The sequence below is a fragment of the Ekhidna sp. genome (assembly GCF_965227465.1).
Lineage (GTDB): Bacteria > Bacteroidota > Bacteroidia > Cytophagales > Cyclobacteriaceae > Ekhidna.
This window is the reverse complement of the sequence record NZ_OZ245746.1, coordinates 449812-475000: the sequence shown is the minus strand read 5'-3', so window position 1 is coordinate 475000 and position 25189 is coordinate 449812. Positions and strand designations below refer to the sequence as shown.

The following is a 25189-nucleotide window of genomic DNA, read 5'->3' as shown; positions in this document are numbered from 1 at the left end:
ATAGAGACTCAACATCAAAATGTCCTTCCCGAAGGTATATTTCCTCCAAAATAGCGAATCGTTCAGGGGTCTTCCTAAGGTTCTTATTTTCCAAATGAGCTTGAAAAATTTTTTTGACCTCTTCCAATATACTCTGTCCTTGCATGATGCAAATATACTTTATAGCAAATGATCAATTGGTACGGCTTACCTTAACTACACCATTGACTTTTTCCAGCTTGTGAGATAGTTTATCCAGGTGTGAAGTATCCTCTACATACAACCTGATTATGCCTTCAAAAATCCCTCCTTCCGTGTTTATTGACAATGATCTCATATTTACTTTTAGCTCCTCAGATATTATATTAGAAACGTCACTTACTAGCCCCATTCTATCTGTACCTATTATAGATAGTGTCGCTTCAAAAGAATGCTTTCTAGATGATGCCCACTTTGCTTTTATTATGCGGTATCCGTAATTGGATAATAACTCGGCAGCATTTGGGCATGTCGTCCTGTGTATTTTAATTCCATCGCTTACGGTAACAAATCCAAAAACATCATCTCCTGCAATTGGATTACAACATTTGGCAAACTTATAGTCAATGATATCAAGGTCTTCTCCGAGCAACAAAAGATCGCTATCGGTTTTCCTTACTCTACTTAGTTTTTCCTGAACATCTTTTGCCTCTCTTACATTGGGCTTGAGCTTGTCAACTTTATCTGATTTGGCAAAAGACTTAATAAGTGAATGATCAATTTTGCCAGTACCTACGAGGTAAAGCATATCAGATGCACTTTTCACATTAAAATAATGAGCGATATCTTCCAGTACTGTTTGCCTATAATCAATCTTTAGCTGTTTAAGTTTTCTTTTTACAATTTCTCTCCCTTCATCAATAAAAACTTTACGTTCTTCTTTTAAGGCATCTTTAATCTTAGACTTGGCCTTTGAACTAACAACATATTGCAACCAGCTTTCATTAGGTTTTTGCTTATTTGATGTCAGTATTTCTACTTGATCTCCATTCTTTAATTCAAAGTTTAAAGGGACTAGTTTCTGATTCACTTTTGCTCCCAAACAATGTTCGCCTATTTCTGTATGTATATCAAAGGCAAAATCTAAAGCTGTTGCACCTTGTGGTAAGGTTCTTAAATCCCCTTTAGGGGTAAAGACAAAAACCTCATCACTATACAAGTTGGATCTAAAGTCATCGACAAATTCTATTGCTGTACCATCATTCTGTTCTAGAATTTCTCGGACTTTTGTAATCCACATTTCAAGACCGGTTTCATCGGTTGTTTTCCCATCCTTATACTTCCAGTGTGCGGCATACCCCTTTTCTGCTATTTCATCCATTCGAGTTGTTCGTACCTGAACTTCAACCCATTTACCTGTATCGCTCATTACTGTAGTATGAAGCGATTCGTATCCATTCGCTTTTGGGATACTGATCCAATCTCTTAACCTGTCAGGATTTGGTTGATAATAATCAGTTACTAATGAATAGACTTGCCAACAAAAAGCTTTTTCTTCTCTGTAAGGGACATTCAATATTATTCTGACGGCAAATAAGTCATATACCTCTTCAAATGGAACACTTTGTTTTTTCATCTTATTCCAAATAGAGTGTATTGACTTAGGTCTTCCCTTAATCTCATACTCTATATTCAAGGCATTAAGCTTGTCTTTTATCGGTCTTATGAAATTTCTTATGAATTTATTTCTAGAATCTTTGGTCTCGTTGATTTTACCTGCGATTTCATCATACACTTCAGGTTCACTGTATTTGAGATATAAATCTTCTAACTCAGACTTGAAAGCATATAATCCTAATCGATGGGCTAAAGGGGCATATAAGTATATAGTCTCATTGGCAATCTTCAACTGCTTATTTCTTGGCATGCTTTCTAATGTTCGCATGTTATGAAGTCGATCAGCCAGCTTAATTAGGATTACTCTTACATCATCAGATAGTGTAAGTAGCATTTTCCTGAAATTTTCTGCCTGCTGGGAACTCCCCTGATCAAAAACTCCAGAAATTTTGGTCAATCCATCAATGATTACTGCTACTTTCTTACCAAAAAGTCTTTCAATATCTTCTAACTCGTAATCCGTATCCTCTACTACATCATGTAAGAGCGCCGCAACAATTGATGTAGTACCTAAACCAATTTCGGCGATACAAATTTCAGCGACCTCAAGTGGATGATATATGTATGGTTCTCCTGATCTTCGGCGCATTCCACTATGTGCTTCCATTGAAGTATTGAAAGCTTTTTTAATGATCTTTGCATCTCCATCTTTGAGAATCGGTTTAGCTTTTCTAAGCAGGCGTCTATAACGCCTTATTATCTCTTTTTTTTCTGATTCTAAATCTTCCTCTACGACCATAGTAATTTTAAAAATTAAACTCTTGTTGAATCAAAAATATTACCTACTTTTGCCATCCGATTTTCGAGGCAAGAAAAAGTTCTTGCATTGAAAACTGCGGATGTGGCGAAATTGGTAGACGCACTAGACTTAGGATCTAGCGCCGCGAGGCATGGGGGTTCGAGTCCCTCCATCCGCACTGAAAAACAACCCTCTTTCCGAAACCCGTTAAACGGGACGAGTAAGAGGGTTTTTATTTTATAAACATCAAACAATAGTACTTTGGATATAACTTTTGACAAAACCGAAAAAACACAAGGCGTAATTAAAATTAGCGTAAACAGAGCTGATTTTCAACCCGGAGTAGATCAAAAAATCAAAGAGTATAGTAAGACCGCTAACATTAAAGGATTCCGCCAGGGGAAAGTGCCTGTTGGCATGATCAAAAAAATGTATGGCAATGCTCTTATTGTTGATGAAATAAACAAATTGGTTTCTGAAAAACTCAATGGCTATCTAAAGGAAAGCGATACACAGTTTTTAGGTGAGCCTTTACCAATCCAAAAAGATGAGGAGTTTGATTGGGAAAATCAAGACTCATTTGAATTTGAATATGAAATCGGATTTGCTGAGCCATTTGAGGTGAAGGCTGACAAAAAAGTAAAACTGGAAAAATATTTCATCAATGTAGATGACAAGGTCATTGATGAAACCATTGAAAACCTCCAACGTCAATTTGGTGAAATGGAGAATCCTGAAATTTCTTCTGATAAGGATACACTTTATGGTCAAGTGAAATCAAAAGATGAATCAATCGATCAGGAGATTAGTATTGATTTGAGAGATGTTGAAAAAGGCACTCTTAAAAAACTGGTAGGAATAAAAGTTGGCGCTGAGGTAGAAATTGATCCAAAGAAAAGTTTTAAGCATGAAAATGTTCTTAAAAATCAGTTAAAGTTGAATGATGAGGACTACAAAAAACTTAAAAAGCTTTCGTTTGAACTAAAAGCAGTAAATCACCACAAGCTAGCTCCAGTAAATCAAGAACTATTTGACAAGACTTTCGGGAAAGACACTATCAAAGATGAAGTAGGTTTTAGAGATCGAGTAAAAGAAATAGTTTCCCAAAACTACAAGGGTGAGTCAGAACAATTTTTTGACCATCAGGTTAGAGAGAAATTATCTGAATCTGCTAAAATCAATTTACCTGACGAATTTCTTAAAAAATGGTTAGTCAGAACCAATGAGAACATCACACCTGAACTAATGGAATTAGAATATGATTCTTATGCGAAAGAGTTAAAATGGTCGCTAATCAGAAACCAAATTGTTAAGAATCAGGAAATAAAGGTTGAGCATGAAGATGTAATAGCTGAAGCTAAAGAGTTAATCAAAAAGCAATTTGCAGGTTCTGGAATTGGAAATCAGATGGATGATCAATTAGACACTTTTGCTAATAATTATCTTCAGGGTGAAAACGGAGAGAATTACATGAAGGTATTCAATCAAGTGCAATCACAGAAAGTACTTGATCATATCAAAGAAGAGGTAACAGTTAAAGAGAAAACTGTTTCTTTAGATGAATTTAGAAAACTTTAATTTTGAACCAAACAATATCATTTTAGGTTTTGAAGAAGTCCTGTACCCAGGACTTTTTTATTTTTACACCTTATACTTTAACTTATTGAAATGATAAATACTGAGGAATTCAGAAAATTTGCTGTAAAAGGGCAAAATATAAGCGGAACAACTGTAGACAGTTATGTTCAACATGTTGAGAACATGACGAGAGCTGTCATAGAAGAAAGGCCGACAAATTTCCGCGAGATTGATGTTTTTTCTCGTTTAATAATGGATCGTATTATCTTCCTTGGCATGCAAGTAGAGGAGAATATTGCGAATATTATTACTGCACAGTTACTATTTCTAGAATCTGTTGACTCCAAAAAGGACATATTACTATATGTAAACAGTCCTGGGGGATCTGTATACGCAGGTCTTGGTATGTATGACACTATGCAGTACGTAAATCCTGATGTAGCAACTATTTGTACAGGAATGGCAGCATCAATGGGTGCGGTGCTTCTATCCGGAGGTGCTCCAGGTAAAAGATCGGCCTTACCACACGCGAGGGTAATGATACACCAACCAAGTGGCGGAATGCAGGGTCAATCAAGAGATATGGAGATCACGCTAAAGCAAATGCAGGAACTAAGGAAGGACCTTTATGGCATCCTATCGAAGCATTCAGGAAAATCTCTGAAGGATATTGAAAAGGACTCTGACCGTGACTACTGGATGAGGGCGTCAGAAGCAAAAGAATATGGCCTTATTGATGAGGTACTAGAAAAAAAATAGAATAATGGCTCAGGTTACTTGTAGTTTTTGCGGTAGAAATAAAAAAGATGTAGATCTGATGATCTCGGGTATACACGCTCACATTTGTGATAAGTGTATTTCTCAAGCTCAACAAATTTTGAACGAAGAGTTAAAAACTTCATCGGACAATGAAAGCCCAAATTTCAAACTCATCAAGCCTGCTGACATGAAGTCTCATCTTGATGAGTTTGTAATTGGTCAAGATGAGGCTAAAAAATACATCTCTGTTGCTGTTTACAATCATTATAAACGATTGATGCAAACGGCTGATAAGGATGATGTTGTGATTGAAAAATCAAACATCATCATGGTTGGTCAAACTGGTACCGGTAAAACCTATCTGGCTCGTACCCTTGCTAAAATATTGCAGGTTCCTTTTTGTATAGCTGATGCTACAGTTCTTACAGAGGCTGGTTATGTAGGTGAAGATGTCGAAAGTATTTTGACTCGCTTGCTTCAATCAGCGAATTATGATGTTGAGGCAGCTGAACGTGGGATTGTTTACATTGACGAGATTGATAAAATAGCTCGCAAATCAGATAACCCATCGATTACGCGTGATGTCAGTGGCGAAGGAGTTCAGCAAGCCCTACTTAAATTATTAGAAGGAACTACGGTCAATGTACCACCACAAGGTGGCCGAAAGCATCCTGATCAGAAAATGATCAATGTGAATACCGAGAATATTCTATTTATCTGTGGGGGTGCTTTCGACGGAATCGAAAGACATATAGCCAATAGACTTAACACTCGACCAATAGGCTTTGCCAACGATAATGAATTTAGAACTGAAGCGATTGATAAGGATAATCTCCTACAGTACATTACAGCTCAAGACATTAAGAGTTTCGGACTTATCCCTGAGTTAATAGGCCGACTTCCAGTTTTAACCCATTTAGACCCTCTGAATATAGATGCGTTAAAACGTATTCTTACAGAGCCAAAAAATGCACTTGTAAAGCAGTACACCAAGCTCTTTGAAATGGAAGACGTTAAGTTAGAGCTTCAGGAAGATGCTCTAGAGTATATTGTAGAAAAGGCAATGGAATTTAAACTTGGTGCACGTGGGTTACGATCCATCTGTGAAGCTATTGTAACGGACGCAATGTTCGAATTACCATCAAACAAAGACATTAAAGAAATTGTTATTGACCGAACCTATGCAGCTGAGAAATTTGAAAAGTCTAAGTTCAATAAGTTAAGGGCTGCCTAATCAAGGTCTTCCAGCCAATCAACTATTTCGCGAGACACATTTCTAACAAATGGTTGTGCACCAATTTTAGATTTTAGATTTTGGTAATCATCCATCATACCTGCGCTATACTGATGATCGTTCAAAATTCTATCTAACTCATTTAGAATAAGCAAATCCTTAGATTTTGGATAACTTTTGACGACCTCTTTGTTTATGAGCCTATTTATGATTGATTTTTCATTCGGAGTGCTGGAAAATATTGATTTTTCATAAACGTTAATCGCAGGGCAATTACAAAATACTGCTAACATATTGGAAAAAGGATCAGTTGCAATTACTGCATTAGCATTAGACAACTTCCTGACTGCTTCTTGGAGATCATTAGATGCATTTATTAGCTGAAATTCAATACTGTCAGATTTGCTAATCAGCTTACGACTTAGTTGCACACTCGACTTTGACACCTTACCACTAACAATTGATATTAAAGGCTTCTTTCTATCTACAGTTTCAATATCTACTTTACGAACAAAGTCAAAAACCAAGCTCCCATTTCCATTTTCATTAATAGGAATATCTCTGTAAATACGGGATTTCTCAAACTTTTGTATGTCTCCCCTCGGATTTTTATCGAAAAGCGAATGATAGAAAAAACAGGAATTAATTTTTCGCTTTTTAGCAAGCTCAAGTATGGAACTCATCTTCAAAGATCCCACAGCAATCAATAAATCAGGTTGAAAATCTTTGACAGATTTGCTTACCTTTTTTTTATCTAAAGCAAGATGGACTACCTCACCACGCACATCAAATCTTTCTAATTCTTGTATAAGTGGTTTAGCAAGCTGTGCGAAAATCTTTCCTTCTGATACAATTAGATACTTCATTCGCCGTAATAGTCCACAAAATTTCGAGGGGTCTCATAAAGTCTTAATCTATGCAAAGAAGCTTTTTGATTTAATTTATTTATCTGGGGAGCTAATATTTTCCAAAATTCGAAAATGAGATTTTCACAGCTGCCCATTTTTCCCACCATGAATGGAACATCCAGATTGATGTTCTTATGATCAACCTTATCAATTATTTCAGTGTTGATTAAATCACTCAGCTTTTTCAAATCCACTACAAAACCGGTCTCCGGATCTATTTGACCTTTTACTGATGTGATTAATTCAAAATTGTGGCCGTGCCAGTTTGCATTCGCACATGGACCAAAAACCTCTTTATTTTTCTCTTCAGACCAGTTTGGATTGTAAAGCTTGTGAGCTGCATTGAAGTGCTCTTTACGATGTACAAGAATCATGATGCAAAAATATGATGAGTAAGATTCATAAATAAAAAAAGCCCTTCTTTTTAGAAGGGCTTTTTTGCATGTATGATTAACTACTATTCTTTAAAAAATCTCTTTACAACCATTCCATCAACTGTTTTCAATTGAAGGAAATAGATGCCTTCTCTTAAGGTTGAAACATTGGTTTTAGATTCAAAAGCATTCCTTAAATGTGATTTCCCTGTCAAATCTACGATTTCCATTTCTAAGATTTCCCTAGATAGGTTTTGATCCAAATCAACAACTAAGAGCGCATTGACCGGATTAGGCGCTATCACTATTGATGATCGAATCTCGTCAGCGGTCAAAACCACGAAAGGATCTGATAAGGCTGAACAAAATTCATTGGATACCTCTACAGTATAGGATCCTTTCCCTGGATTAACAAGTGTTGATCTTGTGGCGCCCTCAATAGCCGTACCATCACGGTACCACTGAATCGACTGCACATCACTATCAACATTGAATGACAAGATGTTAGAGAATGCAGCAATTTCGGGCATGGAAGGGCTCCCATTTTGGGAGACGATGTTGATACTACCATTAGTGGTGCAACCATTTTCATCCATGAACTGGAATGTATAGATACCTTCGGTCAGATTCTCAAAAACTAATTGGTCCGAAAATCCTGCATTATTAAAGTTCAATTCAAGTGCTCCGGTTCCTCCGCTTGCCAAAAATTCTACAAAACCTGAGTCATCATCGCTGCAATCAGGGTTTGAAACACTTGTGGTGTAGTCAATAGGGTTTGGACCTACTGAAGCGAATGAACTTATCGAAACGTTTGAATCTGTATCTCTCAATGACACAATGTATGATCCCGGGCCAATACTTGTAAAGGCATTAGACGTTTGAAAATCAATTCCTCCTAAACTGTATTCATAATTACCAGATCCTGTATTACTAATTACAATTTGCCCATCGTTTTCATCCGAACAAGACGCATTAGTTACTTCTACACCGCTAATCTCAAATGTGGTTGTTGTAGGAGTCAGTGAATAATTATCTAAATAAAGATTATTACCAAAGCCGTTTATTGTTTTAAATGCAAACTCTGTATTATCAAAGTCTGCAGGTATTTGTACCGTTAGTGTTGCTGTGCCCCACTCTTCGGCTGTTGGTGTAAACGGCACTGTATGATCTGCGGCTGTGGCTAAGTCAGATCCGGATTTGCTCCAAATCGTATTCCATTCTCCACAATCATTTTTCATTACTACTTCTAATGCATCAGCATATTGCTCATCATATCTCGCATATGCATAGTCAAATGAAAGTTCGAATTGCTTGTTTACTGAAGTATTCAATTTATCAACGATCAAGAAATCTTCCTGCCCAATTGCTGTATAGTCTGATAATTCAATTTTAATGGATTGAGTCCCTTCAGATGCAACTGCGTTTGTTATTTCAAACGTCACATCTAAATCATCATTAAGTACCTCTTCTTCCAGGGATGCTGCCTCGAATGAACCAGCGGTTTCAGCAATTCCTGCTGTACTACCCAGAACTGTCACATAGTTCTCAAGTATTTTAGTCTCTGTGTCTCCATTTTCGGTATCGATTTTAAGTGATACATTATAGATCCCAGAGGTCGAATAGGTGACTGTCGGAAACTTTTCTGTAGAGGTACTCGGTGTTCCTCCAGGAAATTCCCATAGAAGTGAACTTGCAGCTATTGATTCATCAATAAACTGAATGTTTTGACCTTCACATACTCTTCTGCCCTCCGATTTGAAATCGGCCAGGTAGTATTTATCTACTAAATAGGTTTTAAAGCTCTCGTAGGCATCCACAATTCTACCAGCCTGATCTGCTGAAAAAAGCTGCATGCACTGATCGCGAGAATAAGACATAAAATTTCGCGGATCCGGCGAAAAAAGTTCACCATTTGCATCTCTGTTATCTCCTGTATAAGAACAATTTCCGTCTACTTTACCTGTTAGATTGGGATCAGCAGCAGTATCACAGAGGTTATCCCCTGCGCTGGAACAATTGGAACCATCAACCAACTCGTCTGTTGTTCCCGAATTTGTTTTACCATGTGTATGATAAAGATTAAAATAATGCCCTAATTCATGTGGTAGCGTAGGGCCTCTATTCACCGTACATCCGTTCGCCATCATTACATGATCTCTCCCTGTCGAAGGAAAGTATGCGTAACCGCATAGTGCACTTGCTCCCGAAGAAAGTGAATTATAGAAATAGATGTTAATGGTATTAGCTACGTTGTGTACACCCGTAATCTGATCTTCAAGCGAAGAGTCAAAATCATAGTAATCGTCCGAATTAATGTAGTTAATATCTCCAACCAGGAAAAAGTCCATTTTCATTGGTTCGTAGGTCTCATTGAGGTATTCTATCGCATCCAATAATTGTGCTTCTGCTAAACCTCCGGTACCGTCCGATTTCCTTACAACATGTGCTGTAATCCCAATAAACTTCTGCGTAAACTCCGCAGTTCTTGCTCTGCTAGCAATTTTGCTTTTCAGAAGCGCCTTTTCCAAGAACTGCACCTCCTTCTCTGAAACCTCGGTTCCACATGTGAAATCCTGACCATATATGGATAAGGTCATGACACATGATAAAACCATTAAAAAATATTTCCTTCTCATACTTAACTAATTTAGCTCATGGATGATCAAAATTTACTGGAGTAATTCATCTATGTAACTAAAAAGATCTTTAACATCTTTTGGATTACCTAAATCAAGCGTGTTCTCTTTAAAATAAGAGGACACTTGATCTTTAACGCTTGCAAACTCTTTTAGAATTTTGCCCTTTTTCAGCTTTAATTCACTCAGTTTACCGTCTCTCCAAACGTACTGATCACTGATCAAGATGAACTTATCGTAATCACTTTCACCATAGGAAGCAGGTGTCATTTTTTGCTTTACGGCAGTGATTTTTTCCAATATTTTAACCTTCTTTCCATTATAAAGGACCCGAACAAAGTTCTTCTTATTAATCTCACCAGGATACTCAAATCCATTCTCAAAATAGAATCTCTCTACGTTTCCAAGCTTATCTGCTAAGGAAAATTCGAATGATTTCAAATCTTGATTTGCATAGTAAAATGGCTCTCCTTTGTTCAAATACTGAAGCTCATCCTCAAATGCATTGTAACGGATTTTAACATTGGTGAGAAATTTATCTGTTTGAGTGATAATAATTCCGTCGCTCCAGTTTCCATCATTTATGTATGGTGAGCCTTCTATTTTGTCATAACTACCAACACGGATTGGGTTTCCTGTAGCATCATTCACATTAGATATTTGTGCATTCAGATTGAAAAAAACACCAATGCAAATAGTCGTTATTAAACTCTTTAGTCTCATTACTTATTTACTTTTTAATTATTTTAAATATTTCTTTATCAATAATCAGATGATATAAACCGCTTTCCAAAGCGGTTAAATCAATTTGATTTTTATTATCAATGTACTTTACATCAAATTCCGATCCAGTTATATCTACCAATCTTATGTTAGTATAAGAACCATTTACAGACAAAAAGTTCTCAACGGGGTTAGGATAAATTGAAATAACCGGTTTTTGTTCGGCTACAGACAGTGGTTCACAGCTTTCTAAAGGAATTGGATTAAGTTCTATATAGCTGGTTTGACTGGTAAGGTTAGAAAAAGCAGGATGGTCTGATGCGTATTTTTTAGCTCTAAAAACCAGATTTCCTGTTGCTACTTCTCCTTGTGAGACAATTCCAGTAGCAGTTGAAACTGGATTTACATACTTCCAATGTACATTATCATCAAAGTCAACCTCCCAAAAAGTACCCTTTGGTCCATCATCTATTAAAAGGTTTCCATTGCTCAAAATTTGAGCTCCAGAGATAAATGATGCGAAAATATCTGTTGGATTTGGACGCTGATAACTTGTGACAAGATCTTGAGGTCCAAAAACACCATTATTAAGGTAAAAATTTCCGTCCGTGTCAAATGGATTAATAATATCAACTGACGAAAATTCTTCTGGCATTCTTCCTCTTCCATTATTAAATACAATGATGTTACCGCCATAATCTAAGTCATCATCTATCCACTCAGCTGTATGTTGAAAGAACATCTTTTGATCTACTGTATCACCCCGCTGATATGCTCTGGGATTTCCCCATCTGAACAGTATATCTCCTTTTTCTCCCTTTGCTTCTGCTGTTGTTGTATTGTGATCAATTATCCAAATTTCATTGAAGAAAGGTGTACTTAGAATAATGTAATCATTCATTTCGCTGTAGTGAATTGAGTTAAAATGAAGCCAATCCGGGCCGTCTGTCAAGCGGTAATTGATATCTATCTTTTCCGGATTGTCAGCTACAACTCCGTAATTAGGTTTCGTATCATCGAAATCCTGAATCAAATGATCCCAGGAATTCCATAACCAAACAATTTTGGCATCATTATTTGGTAGTGGTTCAATTTCCACGATATGGTCGGGCCATAACTCATCATCTGCAAGTGTTGAAGGATCTCTACCTTGCTCTACTGCCTCTTCCAGTGTTTTTAACTCCCATGCAATGAACAACAAATTTCCATTCGGCATTACATGAAAATCGTGGTGTGCGTTAGCTGTATCATTGGAATACTCCCACGTCCAAACCACATCTCCCTGCCAATTTATTCTTTCAAAAATACCTCCTACACCGGGTTCACCAAGTCGAGCACCTTCCTTGGAACCTGCTCGTATGATTGATCCATCATTTAGTAGATATACGGAAGCCCCTGGTGAGTAGGCGCTTTCCCAAGTATTCATAACTTGTCCACAATTGTTGATGAGATATGTTGTCGTATTTCCAGCTGGTGAAAAAAGAGTTAGTCCATCATAGGCTCCTTCATTAAGCTCAACTGCTCCCACAGTCAAATCTTGGCCATAACTAAGCAAACTGCTTATCAGGCAAATAAAAACTCCTAGTTTTCTCATGATCATATTAAACAAAAAAACCGCTCTATTTTGTAGAGCGGTTTTTTTAAACTAATTAATATTAATAGTCAAAGTTTACGTCAGCCGCAGCATCATAAGCAACAGTTTCTGTAGCACCAGCTCCAGCATACGTTGCATCATAATAGCATTGGAAAACAATTTGACCTGTTCCGTTAGCTCCTCCTCCTGGAATAAAGATTCCACTTCCAGTGAAACCAATCCCATAAGGTGCACCTGAATTTGGACTAATTGTTAATCTATCACAGATGTTAACAAAATCAGCAGCTGCAGTATAATCTCCAGAGAAGTATCCAATATCAGCATCTGATACCGTGTAAGTCTCTGTTCCAGCGTCATAGGTTACTGTAACAGCCTCTCCTGAGTATGCAAATCCAGTTGCACATCCATCAGGATCAGGAATTCCTGCAGTTGCAGTTACATAATTTCCGATTCCAATATTTGGAGGACATGAGATTTGAACCGTATGAGTTGCAGTGCTGAAGTTAGGGCTGAGTTCAGCACCCGTAGCTCCAGTCAAATTCACAACAATTGTCCATCTCTCTCCTGCCTCGATATTATCAGGGTTAACCGTAATTGGTAATGGAGCAGTAAACTCTCCCGCTGGGATAGTCACAGTAGTTCCATTCAAGTTAAACTGATCACCTTCGGTTGCTGTAGAACTTGCATCAAGTTCGAAAGTAACCTCTACACCACCTGTATTAGCAGTGCTAGTAAGCGTTACCACAAAACCTGCATCAAGCTCAGCACCTATGTTCTCCCTTAAATAGGTGAAATCTCCTGAGGCAGCACTTGCTGCATTCAGTTCAACCTGGGATACATCACCTGGAAAGGCAATTTCAGATCCAGCTTCATCAAAGCACCCTGTCATAACCGGGACAAGTGCTAAAATCATTATCGACTTAAATATATTTTTCATAGTATTCATCTCTTAGTTATAACCTGGGTTGTTCACCAGATTCTCAGTAATTTCTATTTCTGACTGAGGGATTCTAGGCAAAATCTTAAAGTCTGTATATGGAAGTGTTGGCGCACCCGAAGCAGCAGGCTTAGTTACGTCTCTTCCAAGTCTTTTCAGATCAAACCATCTGTGACCTTCTGCCATGAATTCAATTCTTCTCTCACGAAGTACGTTATTCACAGTTGCAGTCGAAGCAGGAAGTCCTCTTGCTGCTCGGAAAGCATTGAATATCGCGTCACCAGCTCCTGCACCTAATGCTTCAGCAGCAATAAGATAAGCTTCTGATAATCTTAAGATCGGAATGTTTTCCTGGAAAGGAAGACCTGAACCAGTTGCTCTCCACTTGGTAAATTCTTCACCAAGCGTCTCAGTGTTAAATAAACCAGCTCTAACATCAGTAGGCTCATTATTGATAACAGTTAATAGCTCATCACTCGCAGCGATGATAAACTGAGAACCACCACCATCATTCATCAATAGCGAATGAAGGCTAGCATTTGGCCCGTCAACCGTACTCCAATCCGGAGAACGTAATTCTGACTCAAATAATGACTCAGGGTGATATGCATTAGTTGCATCATCCCAAGAAGCATCATAATCAGCAGGCTGAACCAAATCAGACCCATCACCAGTGATGACTTGCTGTGCAAAATTAGCCGCCTCAGTCATGTTACCTTCATATAAATACACTCTGGCAAGAAGTAATCTCGCTGCATCAGCATTAGCAAAAATTGCTTCGCTAGATCCAGGAGTTGCTGTAGGCAGCATTGGAATTGCTTCCATTAGGTCTGCCTTAATTTGCGTGTATACCTCTGTATTTGTAGCTCTTGGAACATCTTCAATGTCAGAAAGACCAAACGTAGGGTTTGTCTTTAAGATCACTGAAAGATTGAATCCATTCACTTCCTGACCAGGCTCATAACCATACACTCTCGCAAGGTCATGGTAGAATAAAGCCCGAAGGAAAAGTGCCTGAGCATAAAGTGCATCTTTCTCTTCAGTAGTTCCTTCTACGGTTTCGTCATAGACCGAACCAATGATTACGTTACACTCATTAATCGCGTTGTATCTACCGAACCAGATACCGATACCAGAGTTTACTGCATTCACATACTCTAATTCGTATCTTCCGGTCAATTGCACCAGGTTCATGTTGTCAGCTAAAATTTCTGGTCCTATCATCATTGTTTGACCATAGTAACCAAAGTCATTTACAGACTCATAAGCAGCTGTCAAGAAAGCGTTATAACCATCAACACTTCCTAGAACTTGCTCTTGTGGAAGGGCTCTAGGGTTGACTGTTTCAAGATCCGTACAATTCGTTAGTAAGGACCCTGCTAATAGGATATATATTATTCTTTTCATAAAATTCTATTTTATAGTCCAATACTTAAACCAGCTGAAAACTGTCGTCCAAGTGGATAAGCACCAAATGAAGACGCTCCTGTAGTGTTGTTATTCGTAACAACTTCAGGATCAATTCCGTCAAAGTTTGACCAAGTTGCAAGGTTCACACCTTGTACAAACACATTCACACTTTTCATCCCAATATTATTCAATAGGGATTGAGGTAAGTTATACGAAAGTGTTATCGTCTTCAGTCTTATGTATGATGCATCAGACATGTATTGCGTAGTACCAATAAATCCGAATTGCTGATCAATACCTTCGATGGTACCATTGTTGGTAAGCATAGGGATATTAGTCATATCGCCCGGCTGTTGCCATCTGTTAAGGATATCAGTTCTTCTGTTATCGTTACCACCTGTACCTAGTAAGTTGTAAAGGTCACCGTTGAACGCTTCAGAACCTAACTGGAACTGGAAGAATACGTCTAATGTCAGACCTTTGTAGGAGAACGTGTTTGTCCATCCACCAAAGCTTGAAGGTATCGCAGAACCTCTCACAGAACCGTCAGCAAATCCAGGGTTATACGTAAGTGTTCCATCAGCTCCTCTTACCATTGCACGACCATTTGCCGGGTTAACACCCGCATAGTCTAACAGGTAGAAGAAATCTACTGGCTGACCAACTATAAGAGTTGGAATGTTACCACCGATAGTATCTCCATCAACCAATTCAGTTACTTCGTTTTCTAACCAAGACATGTTGAACCTGGTATCCCAACGGAAACCATCAGAATCCATTATTATACCACCTAGTTCCAAGTCGATTCCCTGATTTCTCACAGAACCTACGTTAGAAGTTACGCTGTTATTATTGATACCGCCATATCCAGTAAATGGCACGTTGAATAGTAGATCATTGTTGTTTGTTCTCCAAACATCCACGTTACCGTAAATTCTATTGCTTAATACAGAGAAGTCGATTCCCACGTTGAAAGACTCTTCTTCCTCCCATGTGATCAAGTCGTTTCCGATTTGAGTAATGGTTAAAGGGGAAGCGCCAGCGTACTGACCTGAAGAAGCACCAAACTGCGTTTGAGATTGATAATCACCGATTTCAGCGTTACCTAAGATACCGTAACTCGCTCTAAGCTTCAAGTCATCTATGATGCTAACAGAAGAAAGGAATGACTCTTCAGAAACTCTCCATCCTAATGATCCCGCATAGAAAGTACCATACTTCGTATTTGTTCCGAATCTTGAGTGACCGTCTCTTCTAACTGTCGCACTCGCAAGGTATTTATCATCGTAAGAGTAATCTGCCTTACCGAAGATACCCAGTCTCTTATACTCCACATCAAAACCGCCTACTCTAAATGGCTGACCATCAGCAGGAACTCTGAAAAATGCATCCGGGAAAGTGTTAGCAGTCAAATCAGAAGCTTCTCTTCTTTCTCTTTTATACTCATATCCAACAAGCGCCTTAATGGTATGAACATCGTTAAATGTCTTGTTGAAGTTCATGTTTACGTTTCCGTTCCAGTTGATCGATCTTCTGTTTCTGTGGAATACAGAACCACCAGAAGCTGCAAATACCGGAATTGTTTGAGGTCTCTCGTTGATGTCTTTGTTCATGGACATGTCAACACCAATCAAACCTGAAATAGATAACTCAGGAATAATCTGGTAAGTAGCAGATGCACTAGAAACAGTTTGAAGTGTTCTACCTAATCTAACTTCTTCATTAACCCCCTGGAAAATGTTATATCCAAAAAGGTGACTAAGACCGTTTGTAGGATATGGATTGTACTCACCTTCGTCATCGACTGCTAGTGAAGTAGGGATGGAAGCAAATGTTGCTACGAAAGGACCATTTACGAAGTTACCATTCGCTATTGTTCCAAACTGCTTAATATGAGCTACACTCAGTTTCGCATTTACTGTTAATTTATCAGTAGGTCTGTGAGTTAAGTTCAAACGTCCAGTATATCTCTCGAAATCAGATTTGATGATTTGAGCTTCCTGGTAGTTGTAAGATCCACCAAAGAAGAAGCTTGTTTTATCATCTCCTCCATTCATAGAGAAATCTACTGTTCTGAATCGTGCATCCTGGAACATTAAATCAACCCAATCTTGATTTTCGATTGTAGATGGATCATCCGGGTTTCCGAAAAGCTCATAAGCTCCACCAGCTCTTGCTGGATCTAAACCACTGTTGATTTCCTGCTCTGCTCTAATTGTTGCATACTGATTACCGTTAAGTACATCGTACAGATTAATAGGCTGTACAATACCTTCCTGAACGGAAATGTTGATGTTGGAAGTACCTCCAGAACCACCAGACTTGGTAGTTACAACAATTACACCATTTGCAGCTTGCGCTCCGTAGATTGCAGCAGCAGATGCGTCCTTAAGAATATCAATTGATTCGATATCATTCGGGTTAATTGATGCAAGTGGGTTTGAGTTTGCTTGAGTAGATCCTCCAGCAGACGCAACTTGTACCCCATCAATAATGATCAATGGATCATTTCCTGAGTTAATTGAACCAATACCTCTAATTCTAATATTTAGATTTCCTCCAGGCTGACCAGAAGCTGCCGCAATTTGCGTACCCGCTGCTCGACCCTGAATAGCTCTATCAAAAGATTGCATTGGAAGGTTTTCAATTTCCTCAGCCTTAACTGATGCAATTGAACCCGTAACCTCTCTTTTAAGCTGGTTTTGGTATCCTGTTACAACAACCTCTTGAAGCTCAGTAGCTCCACCTAGTGTAACATCGATTGTTGTTCTAGCCCCTACCTGAATTTCTTGTGTTTCAAAACCAACATAAGAAAAAATCAAAGTAGCGCCATCATCTACTGAAAGACGGTAATTTCCATCTAAATCAGTAGTAACACCAGTTGTTGTGCCTTTAATCACAACATTCACTCCTGGTAGAGATTCACCTGTATCATCGGTGACCTTACCAGAAACCGTCCTTTGCGCCATTGCACTGAATGCAACAACAGTTAAGAACGCAAAACTTAGTAGTAAAATCCTCTTCATACTAACTAGTTAATCGTTAAACATTAATTATTTGAAACCCGCAAGATATGCCATTTTAAGAATATTTAACAAAATAAAATCCTTTGCTAATGTTAATAGAAAGCAGTTTTTTCTTTCAAATACTGAAAAATGATCAAAAAATTGGCATTAATGATTTTAACCAAATTTTTCACTTCATCTTAAAGTAATGGTTTAACAAAATTTTGAATAATAAAATGTTAAAATTTGTCTTTTACGCAACACTTTTAGCGCTTCCCACGTAGGACACGGAATTCTATCCTGCGGTTGGATTTACGGCCTTCTGGGGTATCATTGGGCTCTATTGGTTGGAAATCTGAGTATCCTTTAAAGCTTAATCTTTCCTTTTTTATACCTCTATTGACTAATTGGATGTAGACTTGCCTGGCCCTATTTTCAGATAGTTCCTCGTTAAATGCGGCAGCTCCCGTATTATCAGTATGACCTGCTATCTCAACGCTGATGGCAGGATTTTCCTTTAGCAGCTGAAAAGCATTTTGCAGCTCTGAATCAGATTTTTGACTTAATTCAAATGAATTTGTTTCAAAATATATATTCTTCAATACCAAAACTTGCCCAAATTCAACTCTTTGGAGACTAATATTAATGGTGTCTGGCTCCACAGCAACATTGGATTCCGTGGAAAAATGAAAGTCAGAGTAGATATATCCTCTTTTTTTTACATAGCCAGCTAAATCTAATCCTACAGGTAAAACCATGAAGTAATTTCCTTTTAAGGAATCAGATTTGTTTTCATATATAATTTCATTTGTTTCCAAGTTAACGACCTGAATGTCTGCAGAAAGTGGTTGACTTGTCTTTTCATCGGTAATTGTACCTATTATATAAGATGCCGACTTGACCTTAAGTCTCTCCTTAAGTTTGATTGTTACGATTTTACTATCTAGTATTTCATAATTCTTTTGTTCTTCCTTAGCAAAGTAGGCCTGTGAGCCATCGCCTGTTATTACGATTGAAACTTCGTCCTTAAATGTATTAATGGGATAGCCCAGGTTTTTGGGTGATGACCAGACGGTATCTAATTTTTCTGAATAATATAAATCATAGCCTCCCATGCCCGGGAATCCATTTGCAGAAAAATACAGTGAGCTTCCATTCGGGTGAATAAAAGGAGTTGTCTCATCTTGGCGGGTATTGATTGGTTGTCCCAGATTTTCTGGCTTGGTCCAGCTACCTCCTTCATTTTTTGTCACCCAAATATCCCGACCTCCAAAACCTCCTCTTCTATTGGATGAAAAGTAAAGTGTTTTACCATCTGCTGATAAAGATGGCTGTGACTCCCAATACATGGTATTGACAGGCTTTCCAAGATTTTTGGGATATGACCACAAATCACCGACTCTCTTTGAAATGTATAAATCACAACTTCCAAGTGAATTTCTTCCATCACAAGAGGTAAATATCATCGTTTTACCATCAGCAGAGACCGCACACGCCCCTTCATTTAAAGGAGAGTTTATTCTATTGGATACTGATTTAGCTGGCGTCCACTCTCCATCTCTAAAGTCACTAACAACGATATCTTCGTCACCATTTACACGATCTCTTTTCGTGTAGAAGATCGATGCATTATCAATTGTTAGTGATGGTAAGTATTGTAACTTGAAACGATTTACATTAAGCGGTAATTCTTCGACTTTTATTAAGTCTGAAGAGGTTGCTAATTGATTTTCTGCGAATCTTAAGCTTTTTTGGAGTAAGCCAATTTCGTAGCTGCTTGCCCGCTCAGGCACTTTCTTGATAAACAGGTCGAGGTATTTTTGTGATTGAAGGTATTCTCCTCTATCAAAAGACAGAAAAGCCATTCGCTCCAAAACAGAAGCAATTGGATCCGGAGCAGATTCTATATACGAGCGGAACTTTGAATAAACAGAGTCTTCAAGTCCTATCGCCTTATATAAGCTGCCCATACGGATATATGCCTCAAAAAAGGTGGGATCTTCGAGAGCTGCTTCTTCCAAATAATCTATAGCTGTGTAAAAATCTCGTTCCTTGTATTTTTTATCAGCTTTTTCGTAAAGCTTCTGTGCTTTTCTGCTTTCGGTAGAAAGAGATTGTGAGAATACAAAAGGAGCAATAGATAATAAGGTAAGTGTAAACGCAATCCTCATTAAGGGACGTCCATGTATTTGTGTGTCTGGAGTGAAATCTTCCATTTTGGGTTTTGCTTCACAAAATCAACGATCAAAGGTGTCATTTCTTTTTCTTTTGACCACTCCGGCTGAAGAAATAGTTGAGCTTCAGGATTCATTTTCTCTGCATGTCCTTCTGCCCATTTAAAATCACTCTTATTGTAGCCAATTACCTTCAGTTCCTGAGATTCGCTGTAGAATTCATTCAAAGGCTCTTTAAACTTCTTTGGCGAAAAGCAAATCCAATCCCATTTGCCGGACAGAGGGTACGCACCTGAAGTTTCAATGTTGGTTTGCAGGCCCAATGCCTTCAACGAAGTTGTTAATTCAGCAAGGTCATACATTAGCGGTTCCCCTCCAGTTACAACCACAAGGTTTGCACCTGAATCTTTCGCTTCTTGTGCAATCTCTTTGACATTGACCCATTCAAATTGAGAAGCATCCCAGGATTCTTTAACGTCGCACCAAACACACCCAACATCACAGCCTCCAAGTCTAATAAAGTAAGCTGGAGTGCCTGAGAAGGAGCCTTCTCCCTGTATAGTGTAGAAAGACTCCATCACCGGTAAAAATTCCGGATCAGTAATTGAGCTCATAAGCTTTCAGTGTATTTAAAAGCAATGAAGCGATTGTCATCGGGCCAACTCCGCCTGGAACTGGAGTGATGAAACTTGAAATCGGTGCAACTTCATCATAAACCACATCCCCTGATAATCTAAACCCGGACTTCTTGGTGCTATCCTCCACGCGGGTAGTTCCCACGTCTACTACAACTGCTCCCTCTTTCACCATGTCTTTGGTAATTAATCCAGGCTTACCTACAGCGACAATTAAAATATCCGCCTCTTTTGTATGGCTTTTAAGGTCTTTAGTGAGCTTGTGACATACGGTAACTGTTGCTCCCCCATCCTGTAACATCATTAAGCTAAGTGGAGCTCCTGCAATCCGCGAAGCACCGACGATTACACAATGTTTTCCTTCAGTTGGAATGTTGTACCTATTAATCAGCTCCATGACTCCAAAAGGTGTAGCTGGTAATAAAAGTTGATGATGTGACATAATACTACCGAAATTTTGGTTAGTAAATCCATCAACATCTTTTCGAGGGGCAATTCTTTCGGTTATATGCTCAACGGAAATGTGATCCGGCAGAGGGATTTGCACAATAAAGCCATCAATATCATCATCTTCATTGAGTTGCTGAATGTGCTTAATTAGTTTTTCTTCAGAAATTGTAGTTGCAAAATGCATCAGCGTAAAATCAAATCCTACTGCCTTGCATGCATTGATCTTTCCGTTTACATATGTATGGCTGGCTCCATCATCACCAACGATTATTATCGCCAGATGCGGAACCCTTTTTCCATCAGCTTTTAATTGATCTACCTTTTGAGTGATCTCATTTTTTATGTCCTTGGAGGTTTTTCTTCCGTCGATGATTACTGGAGATGACATTTTAATCAAGTTTAAGTACGGCCATGAATGCTTCCTGAGGAATTTCTACATTTCCAACTTGTCGCATTCGCTTTTTACCTTTTTTCTGTTTTTCAAGCAATTTTCTTTTTCTGGAAATATCTCCACCATAGCATTTTGCTAAAACGTTTTTACGCATGGCTTTTACAGATTCTCTAGCAATAATTTTTGTCCCGATTGCTGCTTGAACTGCAATCTCAAACATTTGCCTTGGAATTAGCTCTTTAAGCTTTTCACAAAGTCTTTTACCCCACTCATATGCCTTGTCCCTGTGGACAATTGCAGAAAGGGCATCTACTTTATCCCCATTTAGCATGATATCCAATTTTACCATGTCGGATTTCCGGTAACCTATCAATTCATAATCCAGCGAAGCATACCCTCTGGAAATCGTTTTTAGTTTGTCAAAAAAGTCGAAAACAATCTCTGCCAAAGGAATTTCGAAAGTCAACTCTACTCGATTGGACGTCAAGTAAACCTGATTCTTAATCTCACCCCTCTTATCCATGCATAGCGCAATAATAGGCCCTATGAATTCTGCTTTTGATATGATTTGTGCACGAATGAACGGTTCTTCAATGTGGCTGATAACATTCGATTCAGGTAACTCAGAAGGCGCACTTACTTTTAGGATATTTCCATCATTTTCAATCGCGTGGAATCGAACGGAGGGGACGGTGGTAATTACCGTCATATCAAACTCCCGCTCCAGTCTTTCCTGGACAATTTCCATGTGAAGCATCCCTAGGAAACCACACCTAAATCCAAACCCGAGCGCGGCAGAGGTTTCGGGTTCCCAAATCAACGAAGCGTCATTTAACTGTAGCTTTTCCATCGAAGCTCTAAGCTCTTCAAACTCGCTTGTTTCTACCGGATAAATTCCAGCAAAAACCATCGGTTTAACATCCTCAAATCCCTTTACCTGTCTTTGCGTTGGTTTGTCGACATGGGTGATTGTATCTCCTACCTTAACCTCTTTTGCTACTTTGATTCCTGAAATAAGGTAGCCAACATTACCGGCTGAAATAGATTTCTTCGGCTCATGCTCTAACCTCAGAACTCCAATTTCATCTGCTTCATAGGTCTTGCCAGTATTGACAAACTTCACCTTATCTCCTTTATTCAATGTACCGTTAAATACACGAAAAAATACTTCGATCCCTCGATATGGATTGAACACTGAATCAAAAATCATCGCCTGCAGTGGCTCTTCCGGATCTCCCTCGGGAGCAGGAACGATATTGACAATCGCTTCCAGAATATCCGTAATTCCTATTCCTTCTTTTGCACTTGCGTGAATAATGGATTCTTTCTCGCATCCAATTAAATCGATAATCTGATCTGATACTTCATCCGGCATTGCGCCCGGAAGATCAATTTTATTCAACACGGGAATAATCTCAAGATCATGTTCGAGTGCCAGATACAAGTTTGATATGGTTTGGGCCTCAATGCCTTGCGCCGCGTCTACAACTAACAATGCGCCTTCACATGCTGCGATCGACCTGGAAACTTCATATGAAAAATCGACGTGTCCCGGAGTATCGATTAGGTTGAGAACATACTTCTGACCATTGAGCTCATAGTCCATCTGGATCGCATGGCTTTTGATAGTGATTCCACGCTCTCTTTCCAGATCCATGTTATCCAACAGCTGAGCCTGCATGTCGCGATCACTTACCGTCTGCGTAAACTCTAATAAGCGATCAGCCAAGGTACTTTTACCATGATCGATGTGAGCAATGATGCAGAAATTTCTAATATTTTTCATATGTATCAGTCCGCGGATTGCGACTTCCTTCTCCTCAATCCTTTGAAAATTAGGCGCAAAGGTAACATCCCCCTATTCGGCTACAAAGGGCGGATATATAAATTGATTAAAAAAGAATTACTCTTTGTTTTTAGTGTCAACAAAAATGGTAACAGGGCCATCATTTATAAGCGACACCTTCATGTCCGCTCCAAATTCGCCTGTTTTCACTTCTGTGGTAAGGACTGATTGGATTTCCTTTATAAAAGCTTCGTATAGTGGGATTGCTATTTCAGGCTTTGCTGCTTTGATATATGAGGGGCGATTTCCTTTTTTGGTGCTTGCATGCAAAGTGAATTGACTTACAATCAATACTTCTCCATCTACATCTAATAAGCTTTTGTTCATGACACCATTATCGTCCGGGAAGATTCGCATATTGACGATCTTTCGACTCAACCACTCAATGTCTGATTCATCATCCGCCTCTTCAATGCCAAGCAGGATGAGAATTCCTGTCTGAATCTCAGATTTTAGATGGGAATCTATAGTGACAGAAGCTGAAGAAACACGCTGAATTAAGGCTCTCATGCGTAGGCAATATCAATCATTTGCCCTGGCTTAAATCTTTGAAACCCAGGTTCGTCTTTATGCGCTACTTCGATCATGGCTTTTGCTACCTCAACGTCTCGGATAGCTCCCACTTTCTTTTTGGACCCAATGGTGAAAAATGAAGCAATCGCGCTAATTACTTTGGCAACCTCCTCGAAAAATCGATATTCCTTACGATCTCCTAATAAAAGTGATGGTTGAAATATTTTCAAAGCCTTTAAGTTCATTTCTTGCAACTTATCTTCCAGCTGACCTTTAGCGCTATTGTAGAAGAGTGGAGATGAACTATTTGCGCCTACAGCGGATACAACTAATAACTGCTCAAAGCCTGTCTGAGATTGAGCTATTCTGGCAAATTCCTGCGGATACTCTACATCTACTTTAAGGAAGACTTCTTTTGACCCTGCCTTGCTTCTGGTTGTTCCTAAAGCGCAGTAAAAGTCATTACCATTCATTTTTGAAGCAATTTTTTTGAGATCTTTAAAATCTTCAACAATAACTTCTATTAACTTGGGATCCTTAATCTCATGTGGTCGACGAGTAACAACGACAATTGAATCATATTTTTCGTCCTTGACCATAAGTCTGATTAGCTGCTTCCCCACAAGTCCCGTAGCTCCAATTACAATCGCCTTTTTAGCCATACTTCCTTCATTCAATTGATAACGTAGTACAATTAAATTAGTCAGCTTGTTCCCACTGTTCTTCCTCCCATCGATGAAACTTCTTAATATCTCGATTAAGCTTTTTCACTATAAGAAAAACAACAGACGCATCATCAGTAAATCCTACGGCAGGAATGAAATCAGGAATTAGATCTGTAGGCGTGATAAAATACACCAGGGCAAACACAATTAAAATGATTGTAGAAATAGGGAATGCTCGATATTCGCGTGAAAGGTGTGCTTGAAACATTCTCATTAATATCTCAAGTTTGGATTTAAACTCTTGAAGCTCATTCGAATTTTTTGCGAGGCTTTTAAGCTTATTGCCGGCATTTGACAAAGTGGCCTTCATTGCATCCCTGTCTGTTGCTGTTTTTTTAGCCTTCTCCCATATTTTCTTGGTTTTTTCCATGCTTTAAAAAACGTCCTGAATCTCTTCTTTAATATATTTTATGGCTTGTTTAGGTGTATCCATTTCCTCTCCAGCAGTATTTTCTAAAATTGCTCTAGCCAAATCAAACCCTTTCGCCTTATCCGCTAACGTATTGGTTGATGAATTGATTACAGAAATTGTCTGTTCAACTGCTGTGGTTACATAGGTCCACGCACTGTCAGACATGTATACTTGCTGTGAAAGGTTATGATTAAATTCATTTCTTATCTCATGAATGAGTATTTGTTGAAATTCTTCAGCGGTATAGTCCGAACTGCTTAGGCGAGAGATTAGATTTGATGGAGTAATCCGTTCGAGCAATAACACAATACGCTCATATGCTTGCAGACGAATGGGAACTACAATCTCCTGATTTTTTTGTCTTACACTAAATGCGATTTCGTCAAGCTGTTTTTGTAGAAAAGAACGCACCAGTAAATATGCTAAGTAAAGTACGAGACCGGCTGGAATTGTAATTTTTAATAGGTCGTAAACCATTTCCATGTATTGGATTGTTTAGTGTTAGATAAAC

General features: G+C 38.6%; 21 protein-coding genes and 1 tRNA gene (1 of these 22 cut by a window edge). 4 read left to right on the top strand and 18 right to left on the bottom strand.

What is annotated here, in order from left to right:
* Positions 1-145: the 5' portion of a Fur family transcriptional regulator gene (locus ACO05G_RS02145; protein WP_421764477.1), read on the bottom strand. The gene continues 320 nt to the left of window position 1, outside the view; 145 of the gene's 465 nt are visible here — the first part of the coding sequence; the start codon lies at positions 143-145; its stop codon lies beyond the left edge, outside the window.
* A gap of 27 nt (positions 146-172) precedes the next feature.
* On the bottom strand, positions 173-2374 hold the full coding sequence (locus ACO05G_RS02140; RefSeq protein ID WP_348283926.1) for a bifunctional (p)ppGpp synthetase/guanosine-3',5'-bis(diphosphate) 3'-pyrophosphohydrolase: 2202 nt from the start codon (positions 2372-2374) through the stop codon (positions 173-175).
* A gap of 96 nt (positions 2375-2470) precedes the next feature.
* On the opposite strand from ACO05G_RS02140, the gene ACO05G_RS02135 reads away from it, so the two are divergent.
* The 4 genes from ACO05G_RS02135 (at position 2471) to clpX (ending at position 5945) form a co-directional block, all read left to right on the top strand.
* Positions 2471-2552 (top strand) — tRNA-Leu (locus ACO05G_RS02135).
* Between the two features lie 83 nt (positions 2553-2635).
* The gene (locus ACO05G_RS02130; RefSeq protein WP_421764476.1) at positions 2636-3952 is read left to right on the top strand and encodes a trigger factor; all 1317 of its coding nucleotides are present in this window, start codon (positions 2636-2638) and stop codon (positions 3950-3952) included.
* A 90-nt stretch (positions 3953-4042) separates the two neighbouring features.
* Positions 4043-4711 (top strand): ATP-dependent Clp protease proteolytic subunit, encoded by a 669-nt coding sequence (locus ACO05G_RS02125; protein ID WP_348283928.1) that lies wholly within the window; start codon positions 4043-4045, stop codon positions 4709-4711.
* Positions 4712-4715: 4 nt separating this feature from the next.
* Positions 4716-5945 carry an ATP-dependent Clp protease ATP-binding subunit ClpX gene (gene clpX, locus ACO05G_RS02120; protein WP_348283929.1) on the top strand — a complete coding sequence of 410 codons (1230 nt, stop codon included), beginning with the start codon at positions 4716-4718 and terminating at the stop codon, positions 5943-5945.
* Here clpX and ACO05G_RS02115 read toward each other — a convergent pair.
* From ACO05G_RS02115 to ACO05G_RS02040, 16 genes are all read right to left on the bottom strand, one after another.
* Positions 5942-6811, bottom strand: coding sequence for a hypothetical protein (locus ACO05G_RS02115; RefSeq protein ID WP_421764475.1), 870 nt, complete (start codon positions 6809-6811; stop codon positions 5942-5944). The two genes, clpX and ACO05G_RS02115, sit on opposite strands and share 4 nt — an antisense overlap.
* Positions 6808-7227, bottom strand: coding sequence for a 6-carboxytetrahydropterin synthase (locus tag ACO05G_RS02110; RefSeq protein WP_348283931.1), 420 nt, complete (start codon positions 7225-7227; stop codon positions 6808-6810). The genes ACO05G_RS02115 and ACO05G_RS02110 overlap by 4 nt, the downstream gene beginning before the upstream one ends.
* A gap of 83 nt (positions 7228-7310) precedes the next feature.
* Entirely contained in the window at positions 7311-9863 is a 2553-nt protein-coding gene (locus tag ACO05G_RS02105; RefSeq protein WP_421764474.1) for a T9SS type A sorting domain-containing protein, read from the bottom strand.
* A gap of 33 nt (positions 9864-9896) precedes the next feature.
* Complete coding sequence (locus ACO05G_RS02100; RefSeq protein ID WP_421764473.1) at positions 9897-10586, bottom strand: hypothetical protein; 690 nt, start codon at positions 10584-10586, stop codon at positions 9897-9899.
* A gap of 7 nt (positions 10587-10593) precedes the next feature.
* Positions 10594-12180 (bottom strand): aryl-sulfate sulfotransferase, encoded by a 1587-nt coding sequence (locus ACO05G_RS02095; RefSeq protein ID WP_421764472.1) that lies wholly within the window; start codon positions 12178-12180, stop codon positions 10594-10596.
* Positions 12181-12241: 61 nt separating this feature from the next.
* The gene (locus tag ACO05G_RS02090; protein ID WP_421764471.1) at positions 12242-13117 is read right to left on the bottom strand and encodes a hypothetical protein; all 876 of its coding nucleotides are present in this window, start codon (positions 13115-13117) and stop codon (positions 12242-12244) included.
* Positions 13118-13129: 12 nt separating this feature from the next.
* Positions 13130-14524: a RagB/SusD family nutrient uptake outer membrane protein gene (locus ACO05G_RS02085; protein ID WP_348282733.1), complete on the bottom strand. Its 1395-nt coding sequence runs from the start codon at positions 14522-14524 to the stop codon at positions 13130-13132.
* An 11-nt stretch (positions 14525-14535) separates the two neighbouring features.
* Positions 14536-17553, bottom strand: coding sequence for a TonB-dependent receptor (locus tag ACO05G_RS02080; protein WP_348282732.1), 3018 nt, complete (start codon positions 17551-17553; stop codon positions 14536-14538).
* 245 nt (positions 17554-17798) lie between these two features.
* Positions 17799-19748, bottom strand: a complete 1950-nt coding sequence (locus tag ACO05G_RS02075; protein ID WP_421764470.1) for an OmpA family protein — start codon at positions 19746-19748, stop codon at positions 17799-17801.
* The gene (locus tag ACO05G_RS02070; RefSeq protein ID WP_421764469.1) at positions 19703-20320 is read right to left on the bottom strand and encodes a 7-carboxy-7-deazaguanine synthase QueE; all 618 of its coding nucleotides are present in this window, start codon (positions 20318-20320) and stop codon (positions 19703-19705) included. The genes ACO05G_RS02075 and ACO05G_RS02070 overlap by 46 nt, the downstream gene beginning before the upstream one ends.
* Positions 20304-21179, bottom strand: a complete 876-nt coding sequence (locus tag ACO05G_RS02065) for a bifunctional 5,10-methylenetetrahydrofolate dehydrogenase/5,10-methenyltetrahydrofolate cyclohydrolase (protein WP_421764468.1) — start codon at positions 21177-21179, stop codon at positions 20304-20306. The genes ACO05G_RS02070 and ACO05G_RS02065 overlap by 17 nt, the downstream gene beginning before the upstream one ends.
* 1 nt (position 21180) lies before the next feature.
* Positions 21181-22968 (bottom strand): translation elongation factor 4, encoded by a 1788-nt coding sequence (gene lepA, locus ACO05G_RS02060; RefSeq protein WP_348282728.1) that lies wholly within the window; start codon positions 22966-22968, stop codon positions 21181-21183.
* A gap of 117 nt (positions 22969-23085) precedes the next feature.
* Positions 23086-23538: a D-aminoacyl-tRNA deacylase gene (dtd, locus tag ACO05G_RS02055; RefSeq protein WP_421764467.1), complete on the bottom strand. Its 453-nt coding sequence runs from the start codon at positions 23536-23538 to the stop codon at positions 23086-23088.
* Positions 23535-24203, bottom strand: a complete 669-nt coding sequence (locus tag ACO05G_RS02050) for an NAD(P)H-binding protein (RefSeq protein ID WP_421764466.1) — start codon at positions 24201-24203, stop codon at positions 23535-23537. Before ACO05G_RS02050 ends, dtd begins: the two co-directional genes overlap by 4 nt.
* 37 nt (positions 24204-24240) lie before the next feature.
* Entirely contained in the window at positions 24241-24636 is a 396-nt protein-coding gene (locus tag ACO05G_RS02045; protein ID WP_421764465.1) for a YkvA family protein, read from the bottom strand.
* A 3-nt stretch (positions 24637-24639) separates the two neighbouring features.
* Entirely contained in the window at positions 24640-25161 is a 522-nt protein-coding gene (locus ACO05G_RS02040) for a hypothetical protein (protein ID WP_421764464.1), read from the bottom strand.
* Between the last annotated feature and the right edge of the window lie 28 nt (positions 25162-25189).